Origin of the sequence: Paenibacillus sp. FSL M7-0896 (assembly GCF_037975415.1) — a bacterium.
In the GTDB taxonomy this organism is placed as follows: domain Bacteria; phylum Bacillota; class Bacilli; order Paenibacillales; family Paenibacillaceae; genus Paenibacillus_AQ; species Paenibacillus_AQ silagei.
Genome location: NZ_CP150250.1, coordinates 7,183,760 through 7,201,022 on the forward strand (window position 1 = coordinate 7,183,760; position 17,263 = coordinate 7,201,022).

The 17,263-nt window shown below is 54.0% G+C and carries 18 protein-coding genes; 3 read left to right on the plus strand and 15 right to left on the minus strand.

The genetic code is table 11. From position 1 onward, the window contains the following. The first annotated feature begins 83 nt into the window (after positions 1 to 83). The gene (locus MKY12_RS31125; protein WP_339312132.1) at positions 84 to 995 is read left to right on the plus strand and encodes a YafY family protein; all 912 of its coding nucleotides are present in this window, start codon (positions 84 to 86) and stop codon (positions 993 to 995) included. Between the two features lie 27 nt (positions 996 to 1,022). Here the strand turns inward: MKY12_RS31125 and MKY12_RS31130 are convergent, their stop codons facing one another. The 4 genes from MKY12_RS31130 to MKY12_RS31145 form a co-directional block, all read right to left on the minus strand. Further along, positions 1,023 to 2,042: an alpha/beta fold hydrolase gene (locus MKY12_RS31130; protein WP_339312133.1), complete on the minus strand. Its 1,020-nt coding sequence runs from the start codon at positions 2,040 to 2,042 to the stop codon at positions 1,023 to 1,025. 4 nt (positions 2,043 to 2,046) lie between these two features. Beyond that, on the minus strand, positions 2,047 to 2,709 hold the full coding sequence (locus MKY12_RS31135; protein ID WP_339312134.1) for a GNAT family N-acetyltransferase: 663 nt from the start codon (positions 2,707 to 2,709) through the stop codon (positions 2,047 to 2,049). After that, the gene (locus MKY12_RS31140) at positions 2,706 to 3,491 is read right to left on the minus strand and encodes a MerR family transcriptional regulator (RefSeq protein WP_339312135.1); all 786 of its coding nucleotides are present in this window, start codon (positions 3,489 to 3,491) and stop codon (positions 2,706 to 2,708) included. The genes MKY12_RS31135 and MKY12_RS31140 overlap by 4 nt, the downstream gene beginning before the upstream one ends. A 64-nt stretch (positions 3,492 to 3,555) precedes the next feature. Then, positions 3,556 to 4,446 (minus strand): LysR family transcriptional regulator, encoded by an 891-nt coding sequence (locus MKY12_RS31145; RefSeq protein ID WP_036722928.1) that lies wholly within the window; start codon positions 4,444 to 4,446, stop codon positions 3,556 to 3,558. Between the two features lie 152 nt (positions 4,447 to 4,598). Here MKY12_RS31145 and MKY12_RS31150 point away from each other — a divergent pair, with 152 nt between their 5' ends. Beyond that, on the plus strand, positions 4,599 to 5,747 hold the full coding sequence (locus MKY12_RS31150; RefSeq protein ID WP_339312136.1) for an MFS transporter: 1,149 nt from the start codon (positions 4,599 to 4,601) through the stop codon (positions 5,745 to 5,747). 119 nt (positions 5,748 to 5,866) lie between these two features. On the opposite strand, the gene MKY12_RS31155 is transcribed toward MKY12_RS31150, so the two are convergent. From MKY12_RS31155 to MKY12_RS31170, 4 genes are all read right to left on the minus strand, one after another. Beyond that, entirely contained in the window at positions 5,867 to 7,390 is a 1,524-nt protein-coding gene (locus tag MKY12_RS31155) for a malate:quinone oxidoreductase (RefSeq protein WP_036722930.1), read from the minus strand. Between the two features lie 174 nt (positions 7,391 to 7,564). Next, positions 7,565 to 8,773: a hypothetical protein gene (locus tag MKY12_RS31160; protein ID WP_339312137.1), complete on the minus strand. Its 1,209-nt coding sequence runs from the start codon at positions 8,771 to 8,773 to the stop codon at positions 7,565 to 7,567. A gap of 161 nt (positions 8,774 to 8,934) precedes the next feature. Next, a complete protein-coding gene (locus MKY12_RS31165) occupies positions 8,935 to 9,318 on the minus strand; it encodes a hypothetical protein (protein ID WP_339312139.1) in 384 nt (127 codons plus the stop codon). 351 nt (positions 9,319 to 9,669) lie between these two features. Beyond that, positions 9,670 to 10,218 (minus strand): pyridoxamine 5'-phosphate oxidase family protein, encoded by a 549-nt coding sequence (locus MKY12_RS31170; RefSeq protein WP_209868961.1) that lies wholly within the window; start codon positions 10,216 to 10,218, stop codon positions 9,670 to 9,672. 153 nt (positions 10,219 to 10,371) lie between these two features. Between MKY12_RS31170 and MKY12_RS31175 the strand changes: the two genes are divergently transcribed. After that, positions 10,372 to 11,802 (plus strand): PLP-dependent aminotransferase family protein, encoded by a 1,431-nt coding sequence (locus MKY12_RS31175; protein WP_339312140.1) that lies wholly within the window; start codon positions 10,372 to 10,374, stop codon positions 11,800 to 11,802. On the opposite strand, the gene MKY12_RS31180 is transcribed toward MKY12_RS31175, so the two are convergent. From MKY12_RS31180 to MKY12_RS31210, 7 genes are all read right to left on the minus strand, one after another. Further along, positions 11,797 to 13,194 (minus strand): MFS transporter, encoded by a 1,398-nt coding sequence (locus MKY12_RS31180; RefSeq protein ID WP_339312142.1) that lies wholly within the window; start codon positions 13,192 to 13,194, stop codon positions 11,797 to 11,799. The genes MKY12_RS31175 and MKY12_RS31180 overlap by 6 nt on opposite strands. A 76-nt stretch (positions 13,195 to 13,270) precedes the next feature. Next, a complete protein-coding gene (locus tag MKY12_RS31185; RefSeq protein ID WP_339315016.1) occupies positions 13,271 to 13,861 on the minus strand; it encodes a TetR/AcrR family transcriptional regulator in 591 nt (196 codons plus the stop codon). 139 nt (positions 13,862 to 14,000) lie between these two features. Beyond that, positions 14,001 to 14,270 carry a hypothetical protein gene (locus MKY12_RS31190; RefSeq protein ID WP_036722938.1) on the minus strand — a complete coding sequence of 90 codons (270 nt, stop codon included), beginning with the start codon at positions 14,268 to 14,270 and terminating at the stop codon, positions 14,001 to 14,003. 441 nt (positions 14,271 to 14,711) lie between these two features. Then, positions 14,712 to 15,113 (minus strand): collagen-like protein, encoded by a 402-nt coding sequence (locus tag MKY12_RS31195; protein ID WP_339312143.1) that lies wholly within the window; start codon positions 15,111 to 15,113, stop codon positions 14,712 to 14,714. A gap of 126 nt (positions 15,114 to 15,239) precedes the next feature. Then, positions 15,240 to 15,368: a hypothetical protein gene (locus MKY12_RS31200; RefSeq protein WP_339312145.1), complete on the minus strand. Its 129-nt coding sequence runs from the start codon at positions 15,366 to 15,368 to the stop codon at positions 15,240 to 15,242. A gap of 27 nt (positions 15,369 to 15,395) precedes the next feature. Further along, positions 15,396 to 16,256 (minus strand): phosphotransferase, encoded by an 861-nt coding sequence (locus MKY12_RS31205; RefSeq protein WP_339312146.1) that lies wholly within the window; start codon positions 16,254 to 16,256, stop codon positions 15,396 to 15,398. Between the two features lie 109 nt (positions 16,257 to 16,365). Beyond that, positions 16,366 to 17,262, minus strand: a complete 897-nt coding sequence (locus tag MKY12_RS31210; protein ID WP_339312147.1) for an NAD(P)-dependent oxidoreductase — start codon at positions 17,260 to 17,262, stop codon at positions 16,366 to 16,368. Position 17,263 lies beyond the last annotated feature (1 nt).

The following is a 17,263-nucleotide window of genomic DNA, read 5'->3' on the forward strand; positions in this document are numbered from 1 at the left end:
CGTAAGATAAATGTAGTATAATACACGATAGGTGACGGCTGTATGTCACCGTTTCATACTCAACTCAAGAAAGAGGGAAGCGGATGGACAAGGTCGAACGGCTGATTACCATCATTATGATTCTGCTCAAAAAAGACATTGTGCCCAGCAGTGAATTCGCCCAATTATTCGGCGTGTCCAAACGGACGATTCTCCGCGATATGGAAGCGCTCAGCCTGGCGCACATACCTATATACGCCACACCCGGCGTGCAGGGCGGCTATGGCATTATGGAAGAATACAAGGTGGATAAGCGCCTGTTGAGCAGTTCCGATCTGGAGAATATACTGGCTGCGCTCGGCGGGCTGGAGCAAATTCTGATCAGCGAAGACGTTGCCATGACGCTACGAAAAATAGAAGCGATGGTGAGTCCAATCGCTCCTAAGGGGTCAGTTCAGCTTACCTTCTATGATTGGGAGGGCCGCGCAGAGCTTGCCGGAGCCTTGAAGACCTGCCAGGAGGCCATCGCCGGGAGCTGGCTGCTGTCCTTCGGCTACACCGACAGATCCGGCACTCCGACGACACGGACAGTGGAGCCCTATCAGCTTCATTTCAGTGAATCGAGCTGGTATCTGAAGGGCTTCTGCCTGGAGCGGATGGGGACGCGGATGTTCAAGCTCTCCCGGATGGAGCAGCTTGAGCGGAAGGAACAGACCTTCAGCCCCAGAGCGGGCATGCTGAATCAGGCACAGGATCCTGAAGTTCCGCCGCAGTTAACCGAAGTGAAGGCGCTGATCTCGCCGGGAATTAAGGATCAATTCATTGAACGGTACGGCCGCAAGAGCATCGAAGCCTATAACGCTGAACAACTGCTGGCTACGTTCTATATTCCGCAGCACCCGATCGGATATCAATTCCTGGCCGGCTTCGGCACCCGTCTGGAGATTATGGAGCCGAAGCCCTACCGTGAAGAATTCCGTAAGTATCTGCTTGAAATGATGAGCCGGTATACGTAGTAATTACGGTGCTAAGGGAGCAGGCTGTTAGTCCAGCTCCTTAAGGAATTCCCCAATCCGGTCCATATAGCCCGGAACTGTGATATGGCGGGGGGCAAAGAGACTGATCATGAGCGCCTTGACGCTGGAATCCGCCGTCTTCTTGCTCAGCATCGAATGCTCGGCCTCCGGGAAGACCGCCACGCTCAGCAGCTCCGGCTGGACGAGCTTGCGGTACACCTGCTCTGTCTCCTGCCAGTCTACATGAATATCCTGCTGGCCCAGCAGCAACAGCACCGGGGAATGGAATTGCTTAAGATCCTGCCCGGCATCCGACAGGTAATTCTTGCTGACAAAAGTCCACCGTTCCCGCGTCATCAGGTCATCTTCCTTCACCGCAGCCAGATAGTCTTCATAGCCCGCCTTCCGCGCCAAAATCTGCCTAACCTCGTTGTTAGCCGCCTCTTCGGCTGCGATTTCCGCCTCAGATTTCCCTTCCTGCAGCATCTGCTGCCGGGTATGATAGGCTCCTTGGCGCAGCCAGTTGATGGCCGGTGAGACCAGAATGCTGAAGGCGAGCGGCTCCTTGCCCGCCAGCTTGGGAATCACCCAGCCTGCCTGACTGGCACCCCACACCCCGATCCGGTCCGGATCGATATTCGGCTGCTTCCGGGCCCATGCGATAGCCTCGCGGGCTTCCTCCACCCGGTCATCTATACTCTGATCCAGCCAATTGCCTGCGGAACCACCGATACCTCTTTTATCCAGCGACAAGGAGGCATACCCCAGACTGGCTAACCGCTCCCATAGCGGCTTATACCCGTCATCATGCGAGGCATTAATCGGCCCGTCCCCATGGATGAAGAGCACAAGTCCCAGCTTGCCGGAAGATTGCGAAGCCTCCTTAGGCAGTACCAGCGTACCCGTCAACTTGCCTTCGGGCGACGCAATCCGGATGGCCTGCTCAGTCATCTCAAAGCGGTTCTGCTGCACAATGTATATCCCCGCACCGCCAAGGAGTGGCACTATAATTAGCAGAGAAATCCATAGTTTCTTCGTTGTCTTCATTTCTTCATCTGCCTCTCTTCTGAACCATGTATTCCCAGCGCAATTCATTGAACAATAAATACAGGGTATAACGAGTCTCCCGTGCCTCCGTATGGAAGGACCACTTCCCGTATAGCTGACGGGCATGCGGATTACCGGCTGATACATGCAGGCTAAGTCTATTCAGTCCCGGGTCGGTTTCTACAAGCTTCTGCGCCCACTCTACAAGCAGCCTTCCCACCCCCTTGTTCTGATGCTCCGGGTGAACCGCGAGGTCGGTAATATAACACTCGCCTGCTGCCGGGGTATGGTCTAGTACATAGAGGCCGATCAGCATTCTGATCATGCCCCGTTTGCCTAATAGCTGTGAGGTTCGCGGTAACGGAGGCGTCTGCCTTTTCCCCAAAAGGCGGGCTTCAGGTGTACACTTAATCGCGATGCTGCCAATCACCTCGCCCTGCTGCACAGCTACCATTCTGTGTGTATAGGGATCACCCGGAGCATACTGAAGCAGCATTTCGAAGCACCCTGCCAGCTCTCCCTCCTTCAGCCTGATCCGGTTCTGGAATTTCCCCTGAAAAGCTTGAGCCAGCAGCCCCCCCACCGCACGATTATACCTCGCCTCCATAGGTTCGATAGTTACTGGCGCTGTGCTTATTGACGTTGTACCTGTTGGCATCGTTCTCATACGGAACCTCTCCCTTCCACGGGTGCAGCCGGGTCGATGCAGGCCCTCAGCTCATAATGCAGCTTGTCTTGAACGAACAGGGAGAGATAAGAACGTTCAATGACCACCAGCGGTCCCGCGAGAGGAATCGCTTGTGCAGCAGCATGCTCCAGCAGCCAGCCGGTCCATTGCTCCAGCTCCTCCTCGCGGGCCACACATTGCAGAGTCAGATACTCCCCTTCCGGTAAAATAACTCCGCCCGCCTCCGGCTGTTCCAGACACAAGGTCACAGCGCCCGGCTCCTCCAGCACATAATACATATCCGATTCGAACAGATCCGGTATCCCTGCCGCCTGCTCCGCAAGCAGCGCTGCACTCAGCTTCCTGTGTGAATCCAGCTTCATCACCTGCATAAGTCTTGTAGCCTTACACTTCTTGATCTGAAAGGTCTCAGGTGAGGTGCTGTAGCTCTGCTGTTCCTCCAGCATTTTACGGATGAACTGCCGAAGCTCCCGGAGGCGGCGCAGCTCTTGCTCAATCCCCTCCAGAGAATGCTCCAGCAGCCCGCGATGCTGCTCCGGACTATAGCCCATACATTCATTAATCGACTGAACAGGCACTTCAAGCTTGCGGAGCAGCAGGATATGCGCGAGCTGATACACTTGATCCATACTGTACATTCTGTACTGATTCTCACCGGTATAAGCAGGCTGCAGAACACCCTTCTCTTCAAAATACCGGATCTGGTGAACCGATACATTCATCAGCTTGGCCAGTTCACTAATTGTTATTTCATTTCTCATCCTAATCACTCCCCGGACTGCGGCTTGGAATATCTCTACGATACACCCTGGGTCAGACCTAAGGTCAAGGGGAGGATTCGAGATCCCGGGCCAGACGGAGAAAAGCCTCAATTGCCGGGGAGAGCCACTTCTCCTCATGCCAGAACATTTGGGTGGCAAAAGATACTGCGGTCAAATCCCACGGCAGGGAGATCAGCTCCCCCCGCTTCAATTCTTCGCTTACAGCCATTTCAGGTAGGATGGCGATACCCATGCCCAGCTTCGCACATTGTTTGATGGCTTCTGCGCTGTGAAACTCAAGTTCCGTAATGCCCGCCATCCCCTTCTGCGACAGGCTGCGCTCGAAGAAGCTGCGGTAGGAGCACCCTTGCTCCGTCAGTAAGAACGTTTCACCGTGGAAATCCTCGATAGCCAGCGCCGGACGCGACGCCAGCGGATGATCGGGAGCAGCCAGGAGACAGAAGCGTTCCTCCCTTATTTTTTCTCCGCAAAATCCGCTCTCTCCCTTCACTTCATCCAGCATGAAGATAACATCAACATCCCCGTCCCGCAGACTCTGTCTGAGGCTTGGACTCACGAGCGGCAGGAAGATCAAGCGGACTCCGGGATGAAGCTGCCGGAACTTCTGCAACACAGCGGGGAGCCGGTAGGTGCATAATGTCTCATCTGCGCTAATCACGATGGTCCCTGTCAGCTCGCCGGGCTGCTTGAGCGCGTGCTGCGCCTCCTCCACCATACACAGGATGTTATCCGCATAACGCAGGAACGTTTTTCCGGTATCGGTTAACGTCACATTTTTGCCGAGCCGGTCCACCAGCTTCACTCCTAATTCTTCCTCCAGGGCCTTCATTTGCATCGTAACCGTTGAGGGAACGTAGTTCTGCGCTTCGGCGGCGCGGGCGAAATTGAGCGTGGAAGCCAGCGTATAGAAGGTTTTAAGTTGGCGCAATTCCATCTGTTGTCACTCCTTTGTTCAAAAAAAATGAACGTTCCATTCAGAAACGTTTCTTTGACTTAACCTTAGCAGCATCGTAGAGTGATGACAAGAACGGCGGCCGATTCCGTTATGAATGTACAAGGATATGAAACCACAAGGAGCGAATGAACTTGAATAACCGATTGACGATATATATTCTGGCACTTGCCGTTTTTCTGATCGGGACGATTGAATATATTATTACCGGCGTCATTGAGATGATGGCGATAGATCTTAGCGTATCCACCTCCGAAGTGGGGCTAATGGTGACTGTATTCGCGCTGTCCGCAGCGATTATTGCACCGGTTCTCATTGCACTCACCCTCAATATGGACCGCAAAAAGCTGCTGATGACCGCCCTCGGCGTGTTCATTGCCAGCAACGGGCTGATGCTTCTGAACCTGCCTTATGAAGCTATGCTGGGGGTACGGGTTATCCAAGGGGCAAGCGGGGGCATAGCTACCGTAGTCGCTATGGCTGTAGCTACACGGCTCGTGGAGAAGGAGCGCAGAGGCAATGCGATTGGCATTATTCTGATGGGACTGAGCAGCTCGCTGGTTCTGGGCGTTCCGGCTGGTACTTTTTTCAGTGAACACTTTGGGTGGAGGGCTCTGTTCATCATCGTCGGGGGGCTGAGCCTTGTTCCGCTGTTCATCATCTCTGCCAAGGTCCCTGCCATCAAAGAAAAAGAAGCCGTCACCCTCAGGATGCAGCTGTCTGTGCTGAAGGATTCCAGAATTGTTACTGCTCTGGTGATCACCTTACTATATGTAGGGGGTTACGCTACACTCTTCACTTATATTACCCCTTACCTGCAGGCCGCATCCTCACTGTCTGTGACCGAAATCAGCGGGGTGCTCTTCCTGGCGGGAGTCTGCAGCTTCATGGGCTCCAAGTTAGGCGGGCAATTGGCTGATTCCAAAGGATCGAAGTTCACCATAATTACGGGACTTCTGTTACAGGCAGCCACGCTCCTCCTGTTCGCAATGGCAGGCGTTCATGTGATCGTCCTCCTCCTGATCCTGATGATCTTCATGCTGGGGACCTGGAGCATCTCCCCCGCGCAACAGCTCCTGCTGGTCACCCTGGTTCCCCGGAACCCGGATATGGCCCTGAGCGTCAATACTTCCTTCATCCAGTTCGGCTTCGCGCTGGGATCGGGCCTAGGCGGCTATGTGATCAGCCGTACCTCTGTGCTCCACCTGAACTGGGCGGGTCTCGCCGCTGTAGCGGTAGCTCTGATTCTGGCCATCCGGCTGTTCAAGACTCATAAGGCTTGATCGCCCTTGAAGTACTCAGAGATGGACACAGGAAGACAAAGAGGCTATCCCAAGGGATGGCCTCTTTGCATGTATATAAGAGCTGACAGGCTGGTGGTCAGCCGTACGCTCTCTATTGCCTACAGATGGTTGACCGCGGCTGGCGGCTCATGCCCATCTGTTCCATTCGTCAGGCCCAGCGTGTGCGCTGCGGAAGCATGAATGTCGTTCAATAGCTTCGGGTTAGCCGACAGGGACATGCCGTAGGCAGGAATCATCTGCTTGATCTTCGGCTCCCAGGCCTTGATCTGCTGCGGGAAGCACTTGGTGATTACCTCCAGCATGACAGAGACGGCCGTTGACGCCCCTGGAGAGGCTCCCAGCAATGCGGCGATGGAGCCGTCCGCGCTGCTGATCACTTCCGTTCCGAATTGAAGCATGCCTTTACCGGCTGCTGTATCCTTAATAATCTGCACCCGCTGGCCCGCCACCACCAGCTCCCAATCCTCGCTGCTGGCATCCGGGATGAACTCCCGCAGCGCTTCCATGCGCTGTTCTTTGGACAGCATGACCTGCCCGATCAGATACTTGGTCAATGACAGGTTCTTCGCTCCTGCTGCAAGCATCGTAACCAGATTATCCGGCTTGACCGAGGTAATCAGATCGAACATGGAGCCGTATTTCAGGAACTTGGGCGAGAAGCCGGCAAACGGCCCGAAGAACAGGGATTCCTGCTTATCGATCACCCGGGTATCCAGATGCGGAACAGACATCGGAGGCGCACCTACAGCAGCCTTACCGTACACCTTGGCATGATGCTGGGCTACAATCTCCGGCTTCTTGCAGACCATGAACAGTCCGCTTACCGGGAATCCGCCAATCTTCTTACCTTCCGGGATGCCGGATTTCTGCAGCAGATGCAGGCTTCCTCCCCCGCCGCCGATGAAGACGAACTTGGCGTTATGACGCTCTGTTACGCCGCTGGCGAGATTCTTCACCTTCAGCTCCCAGGAGCCGTCCTTCGCGCGCTTCAGGTCATCCACCTGATGATTATACCTAATATCGGTGTTATTGCTCTGCAAGTGGTTGAACAGCATACGGGTCAGGGCGCCGAAGTTCACATCCGTTCCCGAATCGATTTTGGTAGCCGCTATCGGCTGGTCCAGCTTCCGGTTCTTCATCATCAGCGGAATCCATTCCATCAGCTGCCTTGGGTCATCGGAGAATTCCATGCCTTGAAATAGCGGACTATTTGAAAGCGCTTCATATCGTTTTTGTAAAAATGCAACGTCCTTCTGTCCTTCCACAAAGCTCATATGTGGCACAGGTACAATGAAATCCTGCGGATTGTGTATTCGTTTCTGGCTCACCAGATAGGACCAGAATTGCTTGGAGAACTGAAATTCCTCGTTCACCTTAATCGCCTTGCTGATGTCAATCGATCCGTCCGGCTGCTCTGTAGTATAGTTAAGCTCGCAGAGTGAGGAATGCCCCGTTCCCGCATTGTTCCATTCCCCCGAACTTTCCTCCCCGGCACCCGCACGCCGCTCAAACACGGTTATTTGCCAATCCGGTACTAATTCCTTTAACAGTGAACCAAGTGTTGCACTCATGATTCCAGCACCAATTAAAATAACGTCTGTTTTTGTTTGTTGGTTGCTCATATTATACCGTCCTTCTACCCTACGATTTGCAGGAAGGATGCAGGCACTCCTGCTTAGGCGCCATAGCAAGCCAGCGCGGACCAAGTCACACACCGTTTGGATCAATCCTGATCCTAGTTTATCACTAATGAAACTAAATTTTAAGATTTATCTTAATTTTTATAAACTTTTTAATTAATAATCACGGGCCGCATCGAACCAGCCCTGCGCCGCTTCCTCTGTTATAGGCTGCCCGATCTGGTGCTCTGACTGGCTGAGCTGCCATACGGCTTCGCCAAGGTCTTCCCTCTCGGTAGTCTCGATACCCTTCAGTGAATTGAAGCGCAGGGTGAAGGCGGTAATGGCTGCTTCCGCCTCTTCAAGATTGCGGGCCTCCGCCATAGCTGCTTGTGCAGCATCGTAGGCTTCGTTCGCCAGCTTGGCCAGACGCTTCGGCCAGGCGGAGAACGGGCGGCCGTACTCGATTATCCACCACTCGGGCTTTCTCAGCTGGCTCACCGAGGCATACTCATCCCAAGGACGCACCTTGGCCCGCGCCTTCATCTGTTGTCTTAGACGCTTGCCGCCGGCCTCTTCCACATTGAAGGCAATGAACCGGTTCAGCAGCGGCCACGTATCCAGGGAAGGCAAGCCATCCAGCTCCGGCATGAAGCGGAGCTCCAGGCTGGTCAGCCCGCTAAGGCGTGCAAGTGCGTCAAGATCACAGAAGCTGCCCCACAAGCTCAGGGATTCCAGGTTCGGGAACTGCTCCAGACCCGCAAGCGAGATGGGCTGGCCCAGCGGCGGGCTATTCAGCGTCAGGTTGGTCACACCCTGCAGCTCACCCAGATCCGGCAGCCGGTACGGCGCATCACTGCTGCGCCGGCTCATATCCGGTACTAAGGCCAACGTAGTCGGCAGATGGCCGGAAGCCGAGAAGCGTGTCAGATCGCCGGACAGGCTCAGGTTGTACAGCTTCTCCGGCAGAACCAGGCTCAGCTGTCCATTTGCCAGAGGACCCAGTTTGATACCCAGGGTATAGATATCCGCCCGGCTACCGTCCAAGGGTGTAGCCTCCGGCAGCACCGGGGTCCAGCTTATACTCTCAATAGGCCGCCGCTCCGCCCACTCCAGGAAGCCCGTGTCACCGCCGGTATAGCTCAGATAACGCGGCCAAGGGGAGCCGGCCGGGGTGGCGAAGGGCTCGAAGACAGACCAGTTGATGCGCTCATCCGCAGCGACCAGCAACTCCGCTGGTTGCTTCGATTCCCTGGGGCCGATTGATAAGCTGCCCATACCGGGCTTGCGGTCAAGCGTGTGGCTGCCGGGCCCCGTCAGATCAAGGACATACCGTCCGGGTTCTGTAATCGGAGCCGGGGGAAGAGCTTGGTTATCTGTGGACATTTGCTTCATCCTTTCTGCTTGATCCTACCTGTATTCTCGATCCTACTAATATTCTCTATACTACCTTTGTTTGCTATTCTAACTCAACCATACGATATCCTGGGGCTCACAGCAACTTTGACGGCCCTCTATCCTGTACATATCCTATGCCACCTGCAGTCTCATCCAAATGTAATCGATTTTTCGATTACATTTGGCCCATGCGCCCCCACCAGGCCCATTGTAATCGGTTTTCCACTTACATTTCCGTCCATGCCCCTCTCGCGGCGCATTGTAATCGGTTTTTCGATTACATTTCCGTCCATGCCCCCCTCGCGGCGCATTGTAATCGGTTTTTCGATTACATTTGGCCCACGCGCCCCCACCCGGCCCATTGTAATCGGTTTTCCACTTACATTTCCGTCCATCCCCCCCTCGCGGCCCATTGTAATCGGTTTTCCACTTACATTTCCGTCCATCCCCCCCTCGCGGCGCATTGTGATCGGTTTTTCGATTACATTTCCGTCCGCGCGCCCCTGCCCGGCCCATTGTATTCGGTTTTCCACTTACATTTCCGTCCATGCCCTCCTCGCGGTGCATTGTGATCGGTTTTTCGATTACATTTCCGTCCATGCCCTCCTCGCGGCGCATTGTAATCGGTTTTTCGATTACATTTGGCCCACGCGCGCCCACCCGGCCCATTGTAATCGGTTTTCCACTTACATTTCCGTCCATCCCCCCCCTCGCGGCGCATTGTAATCGGTTTTTCGATTACATCCGCCCCAGCACATCGCTCGCCCCGCCCCGCGCAATGGTGTTCGGTTTTTCGCATACACTCCGCCCATGCCATAACGCAAACAAGCCCGGGCCGTTACCGGCCCAAGCGGCTCATCTCTATTTAGTTTGGAGTGCAGCTATTACACGCTCTGCCCTTCATTCGTCCCTGCCTTGTACATACTCTCTGCTTCAACCGGATTCTCTTTGGCTGTCAGATGCTGCGGAGTGATCCGGTACACTTGTACGGGCCCGCCGTACACAGCAGACCGATATTTCTCGACATGCTGCTTGGACAGAGGCCGGTTATAGTATCCGGGCACATACTTGTTCATCATCTCCTGCAGGACCTGCGTAGCCTCATCCAGATCCGTCACTGGCTCTGCCTGCCCGAAGACCATCACGCTCATATAGGCAGTATCCGTCTTGGCGGGCACGGGATTCGTGATTGTCCCATACTCCTCACAGACTGTGAAGCATACCTCTGAGTTCTCACTCATCACCTGATTGCGTCTTCCATCCCCGGCCCCGTGGATATACAGCTTCCCGTCCATCCACACATAGTTAAGCGGCACAACATACGGGAGATTACCATCCGCTAATCCCAGAAACCCAATTCTCGCCTGCTTCAAAAACTGTTCAATCCTCGCCTCATCCTTACATTCCCTGACCTTGTAACGAACCGGATTCATATCGAACCCTCTCCTTCCCGCGTCCTCCGCGTATACGTTATTCGGTAGTATATCAGCTATTGGATTGTGCTAAAATATCCAAAGAACATAGTTTCGACCAATCCATAATTTAGGCACTGCACCGAAACAACAAACGGGAGGGGACTTCTCACAATGTTCGTCAACCGCAACGACCCAAGTCCGATCTGGCAGCAACTGCTGAATCAGGCCATTCACAATATTACACAAGGCATCTGGACCCCGGGTGAGCTGCTGCTCCCTTCCCGTGAACTCGCCGAGCAGCTTGGAGTCTCCCGCTCCACGGTGCAGCTCGTCTATGAGGAACTGCTGAGCAGAGGGTATACCATAACCTCCCGGCGGGGCGGAACACGGGTAAGCCAATGGAACCCGGTTCCTGAAGCGGCACAGGAGGAGTCGGTGCCGGAAGGACCTGTTCCACCTTCAATTCCCCTGCTGAACTCAGCGGTAGATCAGCTGCAAGACTGGTTCGGAGGCCATCAGCCTCAGGAGGTGATGATCGATTTCACCCCCCACGAGCCTTATGTGGATAGGACCTTCCAGAACCACTGGCGGCAATCTCTGCTTCACGCCTCTGCCGCAATGGACGTATCCGATTGGTCCTACGGCAATCCCTATGGTCTCCTGCCGCTCAGGGAACAGATTCAGCGTTACTTGCTGCTTGAGCGGGGCATACGGATTGAGCTCAATCAGATTCTGTTGACCTCAGGAGCGCAGCACAGCCTTGACCTGATTGCCCAATCCCTGCTCACGGAAGGAGATACCGTCTCTGTGGAAGATCCCGGCTTCCCTGCGGCCTGGATGGCGATGAATTACCGGCGGATGCACGTAGCCCCTGTCCCGGTAGACGGACATGGCCTTGTGGTTGACCAGCTTCACACGGAATCGCGTCTGGTCTTCGTAACTCCATCGCACCAGTGCGCCATAGGCTCCGTGATGTCAGAGCCGCGCAGGCAGCAGTTGCTGCATCAGGCCGTGCAGGAGCAGCTATGGATTATAGAAGACGGCTATGACAGTGAATTCCGCTACCGTGGCGACCCGCTGCCCACGCTCTATAGCCAGGCGCCGAATAATACCCTGTATATGATGAGCTTCTCTAAAATGATCGCCCCGGCCATCCGTATCTCGGCGATTGTCGGCCCGGCGCGGGCCATTGCCCAGCTGGCCCGCGTACAGGAGCTGACCTACCGCCACCTTCCGGTGATGGACCAGCTCACCTTGACCCATTTTATTCAAAAAGGGCACTTCATGCGCCATATGCGCAGAGTCCGCAATGTGTACCGCCGCAGACATGAGGCCATCACCAAGGCGATAACCGCAAGCGGTCTAGCCGAGCGGTTCACCCTGAGCGGAGCAGAGACGGGACTGCATGTCTTCCTTGAGGCAGAATCAGACTACGATGAGGAAGCCGTGACCCGGTTAGCCCTGGAGCAGGGAATCCGGGTATATCCGCTTGCACACTACTGTCTGGAGAGCCGCAGGAAGGGTTGGGTGCTGGGGTTCGCCAAGGTGGATGAGACCTTGATTGAGCAGGGGATTCACCGGCTGGCCGGGCTGTTATTATAAGCCCCTGCTTATGGTCCCGGATGATCTGCTCTCCTTGCGCCCAAACTGCACATAATAAACCATGCTCACCGCAATAACCAGAACAGCAAGCACCGCAAAAATATTACTAAACACAAAGGAAGTCTCATTTCCAGGTATAGGATTGAACGCCGCTGCCGGGGCACCGGAGTCGAGCACCTTGCCCAGGACCGCCGTCGATGTAGCGGCTGAGATGAAGGTGAGCATGGAGAACAGCCCCATCCCCACTCCTGTCTGCTCTGGGGTCAACGTCCGCGAAACCGTATTTGACATAGCAATCTGCATGAACGACTGGCCCAGCACACAGAAGATCAGCGAGATGGAGACCAGAACCGCAGAGCCTCCAGCTACGGAAGACAAACACAGGAAGCCTATACTTAAAAGCAATGCCGCCGTATACACGAGCCGAGGATTCCCGTGCTCATCTGCCAGCTTGCCGCCCTTACGGCCCAGAACCGTGGTAACGATAGCTGCCGGCAGCATGATGATCCCGACATAGGCGGGAGACAGACCGTTTACAAGTGTCAGCAGCTGCGGGATGAGATATGGAGAGCTGAAGCTGATTCCTGTAATGCAGAAGGTAATCATCAGGATGATCGAATACTGCCTGTTGCGGAAAATATCGGGATGGATAAACGGAGCCGCAGCGGAGCGGATACGCAGAATAAACAGGAGGAGCATCAGAACCGCTGCCAGCGCAAACGGGAAGCTCCCGCTCGTTAATGCCAATAAGGTTGCCGTTACCGCCCCAGCCAGCAATATGCCGCCAAGCCAGTCCATCGGACCCGCCTTTCCTGATTCATCATCCTGCAGATATTTGCGGTAGACCGGCAGTGTCAGCAGCGACAGCAACGGAATGAGGAACAGAATCCGCCAGCTCCAGGCGCTGATGACCATACCGGCAATAATCGGCCCCAGCGCGGTACCCAAGGCTATCCCAATGGCAGACGTACCCAGCGCACGGCCTCTTTTCTCGGGAGAAAAGTAACGGATCGGGATGATCATAGCCATAGCAGGGATCACGGAAGCCCCGGCTGCCTGAATTACACGACCCGCAATAATCATCCAGTATTCGGTGGCGGCAACGCCAGCCATAGACCCCAGGACAAAGAGCAGTAATCCATAGGTCAACAGGTTCTTCAGCCGGTACTTCTCCGTCAATTTGCCGAAGGTAACGGCACCAACAGCATATACAATCATATAACTGGTAATGACCCAGCTTACCTGAGATGGAGATAATTCAAATTGCTTACTGATCGTCGGCAGCACAATATTGAACATATTCGCATTCATTGATGAAATCACCAGGATAAAAACGAGCGCGCGCATTAACACATTCCCTTTGATATCAGGGGCTACAACATGGTTCTTCATAGGTGGTGCTCCTCTCTCCATATATCTATTCGATAAGGTAAGTCAGTACTTACTGTCATTTCATTCAAAAAAACAACTAGGGTGTTAAAGCCCTAGTAAAGGTCTGGACACTTGCCGTGATGAATTCCTCCAGCGACACCGAAGTGAAATTCCCCTCATCGTCCAGATTGTTCAGGAATGCGCCATAATTCATCACCATAAATTGCACAGCCTGCACTCTGGGATTCCCGGGAATCAGCTTCCCCCGCTCGGTCATGGCCTTGAAATAATCCGTCAGATTCCGCATCAACTGCTCCGGGGCGGTTCTGCTATACTCCTTAAGACCGGGGAGTTGATCCCCTTCCTTGATAAATATCATGTTCATCTTCCGGTTGCGGTTCATAATCTCATGATACGTCCGGCTGACCAGCAGCAGATCGGTATGAAGATCCCATACAATGCTCTCCTTGAACAGCCTGGCCATATCTTCGGTATAATGAAACCGGTCGAAGGCCCGCTCCAGCAGGTTCAGCTTGGTTCCGAACTGGCGGAACAGCGTCTTCTCGCTTAAGCCTGCCGCCGCCGCAATCTCCTGGGTGGTCACACTCTTGTAGCCCTTCTCTGCGAACAGATCAATGGCAGCGGTCAGGAGTTTATCACTGGTACTTAGCGATTTGCTCTCCATCATCATATTCCTCATTTCAAAAAGTTGACTGTCAGTACTAACTGACATATTAGACTAAGAATACACCCTGCTCCCGAATTTAGCAAGGTGTATCGTACTGCCCGCTACCCGCTTAAGCCGTTTCCAGCTCAATACGCTTGTCCTATTCTAACAGCGAGGTAACGCCCAATGCAGCAAATAGGAGCAAGCCCAGCCCCAGCAGAATGCCTCCCATCAGCGAATACCGTACCTCCCGCTGAAACGATGCGGTGCCTGGGCCTCCAGGTGCCGGCGGGCCGGGCTGGGCTACCGCGCCTTCCAGACGGGTACGCCTGCCCGTGCGCCGCCGTTGATAGCCAATAATGAGTAATACAATCCCCAGCAGACTCAAGAAGCTGCCAGGGTAGACGAATGCCATCCACAGGTTGTCCATAGTACACCTCCCTGTCCGTGATCTTGATCTATACTTAACCAAGTCACGGTACGCCAAACAGGGAGATGCCGCCAGGCTAGAAGCCCATCAAAGTTCAGCTTTTGAAAATTACTTTAACTAATCGCTTGCTGAGGGTTTACCGCGCCGCGATTAAGGTAAAGGGAGAGGCTTAATTGCAATCTGTACAACTAAATCGCCGGATATGTCGCCAAATCTCTGTTTAGCTGTATTTCGTGCAATTAAAATGCCTCTATACCTGGATTTTCGCCCATTCGGGCAAATGTAGTTGTACAAACTACAGTTAGAAGAGGAAAGCCTTCCATTTCACTGTTTTTAGTTGCACCGAATACATTTATCTCTCATGGTTCGCTACGAACTGAATGCATCCTTTACTCCATGGGGTTCTTTACTTGCTAAAGGTGGCTTCCTTCCAGAATTCAACTAGAAGCAGGTGAACGAGCTAACCCGGTTCAAATCAACGCCGTAGTATCCCCAGAAGAAGCCATTCCATCTGAAGCCTGCGACCGAACTTCTGCCCACGAATACCGGGTAGAACCAGAACTGCTCACCATTATTCAGCCAGATATAAGTGTTGCGGAACAGGCATCCTCTGATGCCCCCGGGGTCAACCGCATAAGCCGTGACCGCTGGTGCTTGCGGTACGAATTGCGGCGGTGGCGCCGTCGGTGCGGCTACTCCTCCCGGCGCACCCCCGGGCGTCCCTGGAAATCCTCCGGGCCCTCCGCCTGGAATCCCCGGCCCTCCCGGCAAGCCTGGTCCACCCGGAAATCCCGGTATCCCCGGAAATCCTCCGCCGCCTCCCGGCACTGGTATAAATCCCATATCTATCGCTCCTCTTTCGTTTCATTAGGCATAATCATCATATGCATTCGCGGAGAAGATGCCTGGGCGGATGCCCAGGTGCAATGGGCTTTTAACAGCATCCCGCCTAGCGGAGGGTAATCGGTGTTACAGCTCCTTTTGTACGCGGCCATAATAATCCGATAACTCGAACTTCTTGAGCGGAATATACCCCTGCCCTGTAAGAACAGTCCTGCGTACTTCCGCAGCGTCGATGGATTTGGTCATGGTGTACATCCCCGTCTTCCTCCTCCTCATGGATCATCAGACTATATCGTAAGAGCGGAACTCATCAATGAACTCCTCCAGCCAGTCTTCCGTGTAATCCAGCGCCCCGCTATCACTGATGAACTCGACATCAAGTCCCATCACCCACAACCGGCGGGCAATCATAAACAGATCAATTACAGATTCATCTTGTTCGGAGAAGTCTCTGACCGAGCGGTAACCCGACATTAACGCCTGCCACAGCGGTTCCTTCTTCTCCTGCGGCAGACGTTTTCTGTGCCGGACCTGGGCCAAGTCGTAGGCGCGCCAACCTTTTGCCGCCCATTCAAAATCATAATGCGTGAACGTATCGCCCTCCTGGAAGGCATTGTTATTCCCGTGCAAATCTCCGTGGCAGATGCCCCAGTCCAGGCCCGGACTAGCAGCGTTGATCCGCTCCGTTAATGCACCGGCGAACTCGCGCAGGTACGCAGCAGAGCGGTGTCCCTCACCGAGATAATCCACAATACGGTCCAGCGGCAGGGAGATCAGAGCGCGGGTATCCAGATCCGGTCTAGGCAAATCTAAGGAGACCCTGTCCATGGCAGCATGCAATTCAGCAGCGGATTTTCCGAAGGAAGCACATGATTCCTCATCATGCAGCACGTTCTCAGTGCCTGTCAGATAGCTGTAAATCACGGCAACTCGCGGGCCCTCCGGCGCATCGATGACCGTATATAAGCTGCTGTTCTTTTGAGGGAGGGGAACGGAAACCTTTGTATTTACTGCGCTTAATTGGTGTTCCAGCTGAGTCAGGAGGGACAATTCATAGACAACATCACTTTCAGCTATCGATTGGCGGTAGATCCGAAGAATATAAGTGCCTCTGCCGGTACGGATTCTGTAAGTATCGTTCAAGCCGCGTAACCAGAACAAGCAATCTCGCCAATCTCCAATGTCGTACAGAGGACTAAGGCAATATTCCAAATACTTTGGATCTAGAACGGAACGCATGGCCGTCGGTTTTTTATACATTTTGCTCTCCCCTAGCTTGCTGCTCCAGCCGGACAACGGTCTCCTCGAACGTTTTGACCGGGCTGTAGCCCAGCTCGTTTTTTATTTTGTCGCAGCTATACGCCGTTCTTATAGGGTCTCCACCCGGTATAATGAACTTCTTGTTCAAGGCAAGACCGATACGCATCGTAAAATCTTTTTCCGGATAATTTCCGTCAATTGCGTTATAGCACTGGTTCCCAGCCGCAGGCTGCGTCGCTGCCAGTACACACATCTCAGCCAGGTTGTCCGCATGCACCCAGGGCGTTAAGTCCTCTGGATGAATCCAGTCCACTTCCCCGGAATCAGCAAGCTTAGTGATCAGTCGGTCGCCCCAGTGCGAGTTGGATTCGGAGCAGATCACTCCAGGACGCAGGATCACACTTGTCAAACCGTTAGCCCTTGCAGCTTGTACAATCCGTTCCGATTCACATTTGGTTGAAATGTATACCTCCCCGTGGCCGAAGGCAAGACTGCTGGCCTCATCCAGCTCCACCTCTCCATCAAAATGACCATAGACCGATACTGTAGAAATATGCACGAAGCGCTCCACTCCCGCAGATACAGCACCGTCAACCAGACTCTGGACCCCCTGAACATTGGACGCCTCGGCAATCGCCAGGTCCTCCCCCAGATACGCCGCAGCGTGAATGACAATATCCACATTCCGAAGCGCTTCCACAATAAAAGCTCTATCTGTCAAGTCTCCGATGACGGGTGTAATGCCGAGCTCTTCACATAGTGCAATCTGGTCCGCATTTCGGATAAGTCCTTTGACCTCTGCTCCCTCGCTAACACATCTTCTGGCAATTTTATCTCCTGCCGTGCCCGTAACGCCTGTTACGAGAACGACTTTATCTCGAAGTCTCATT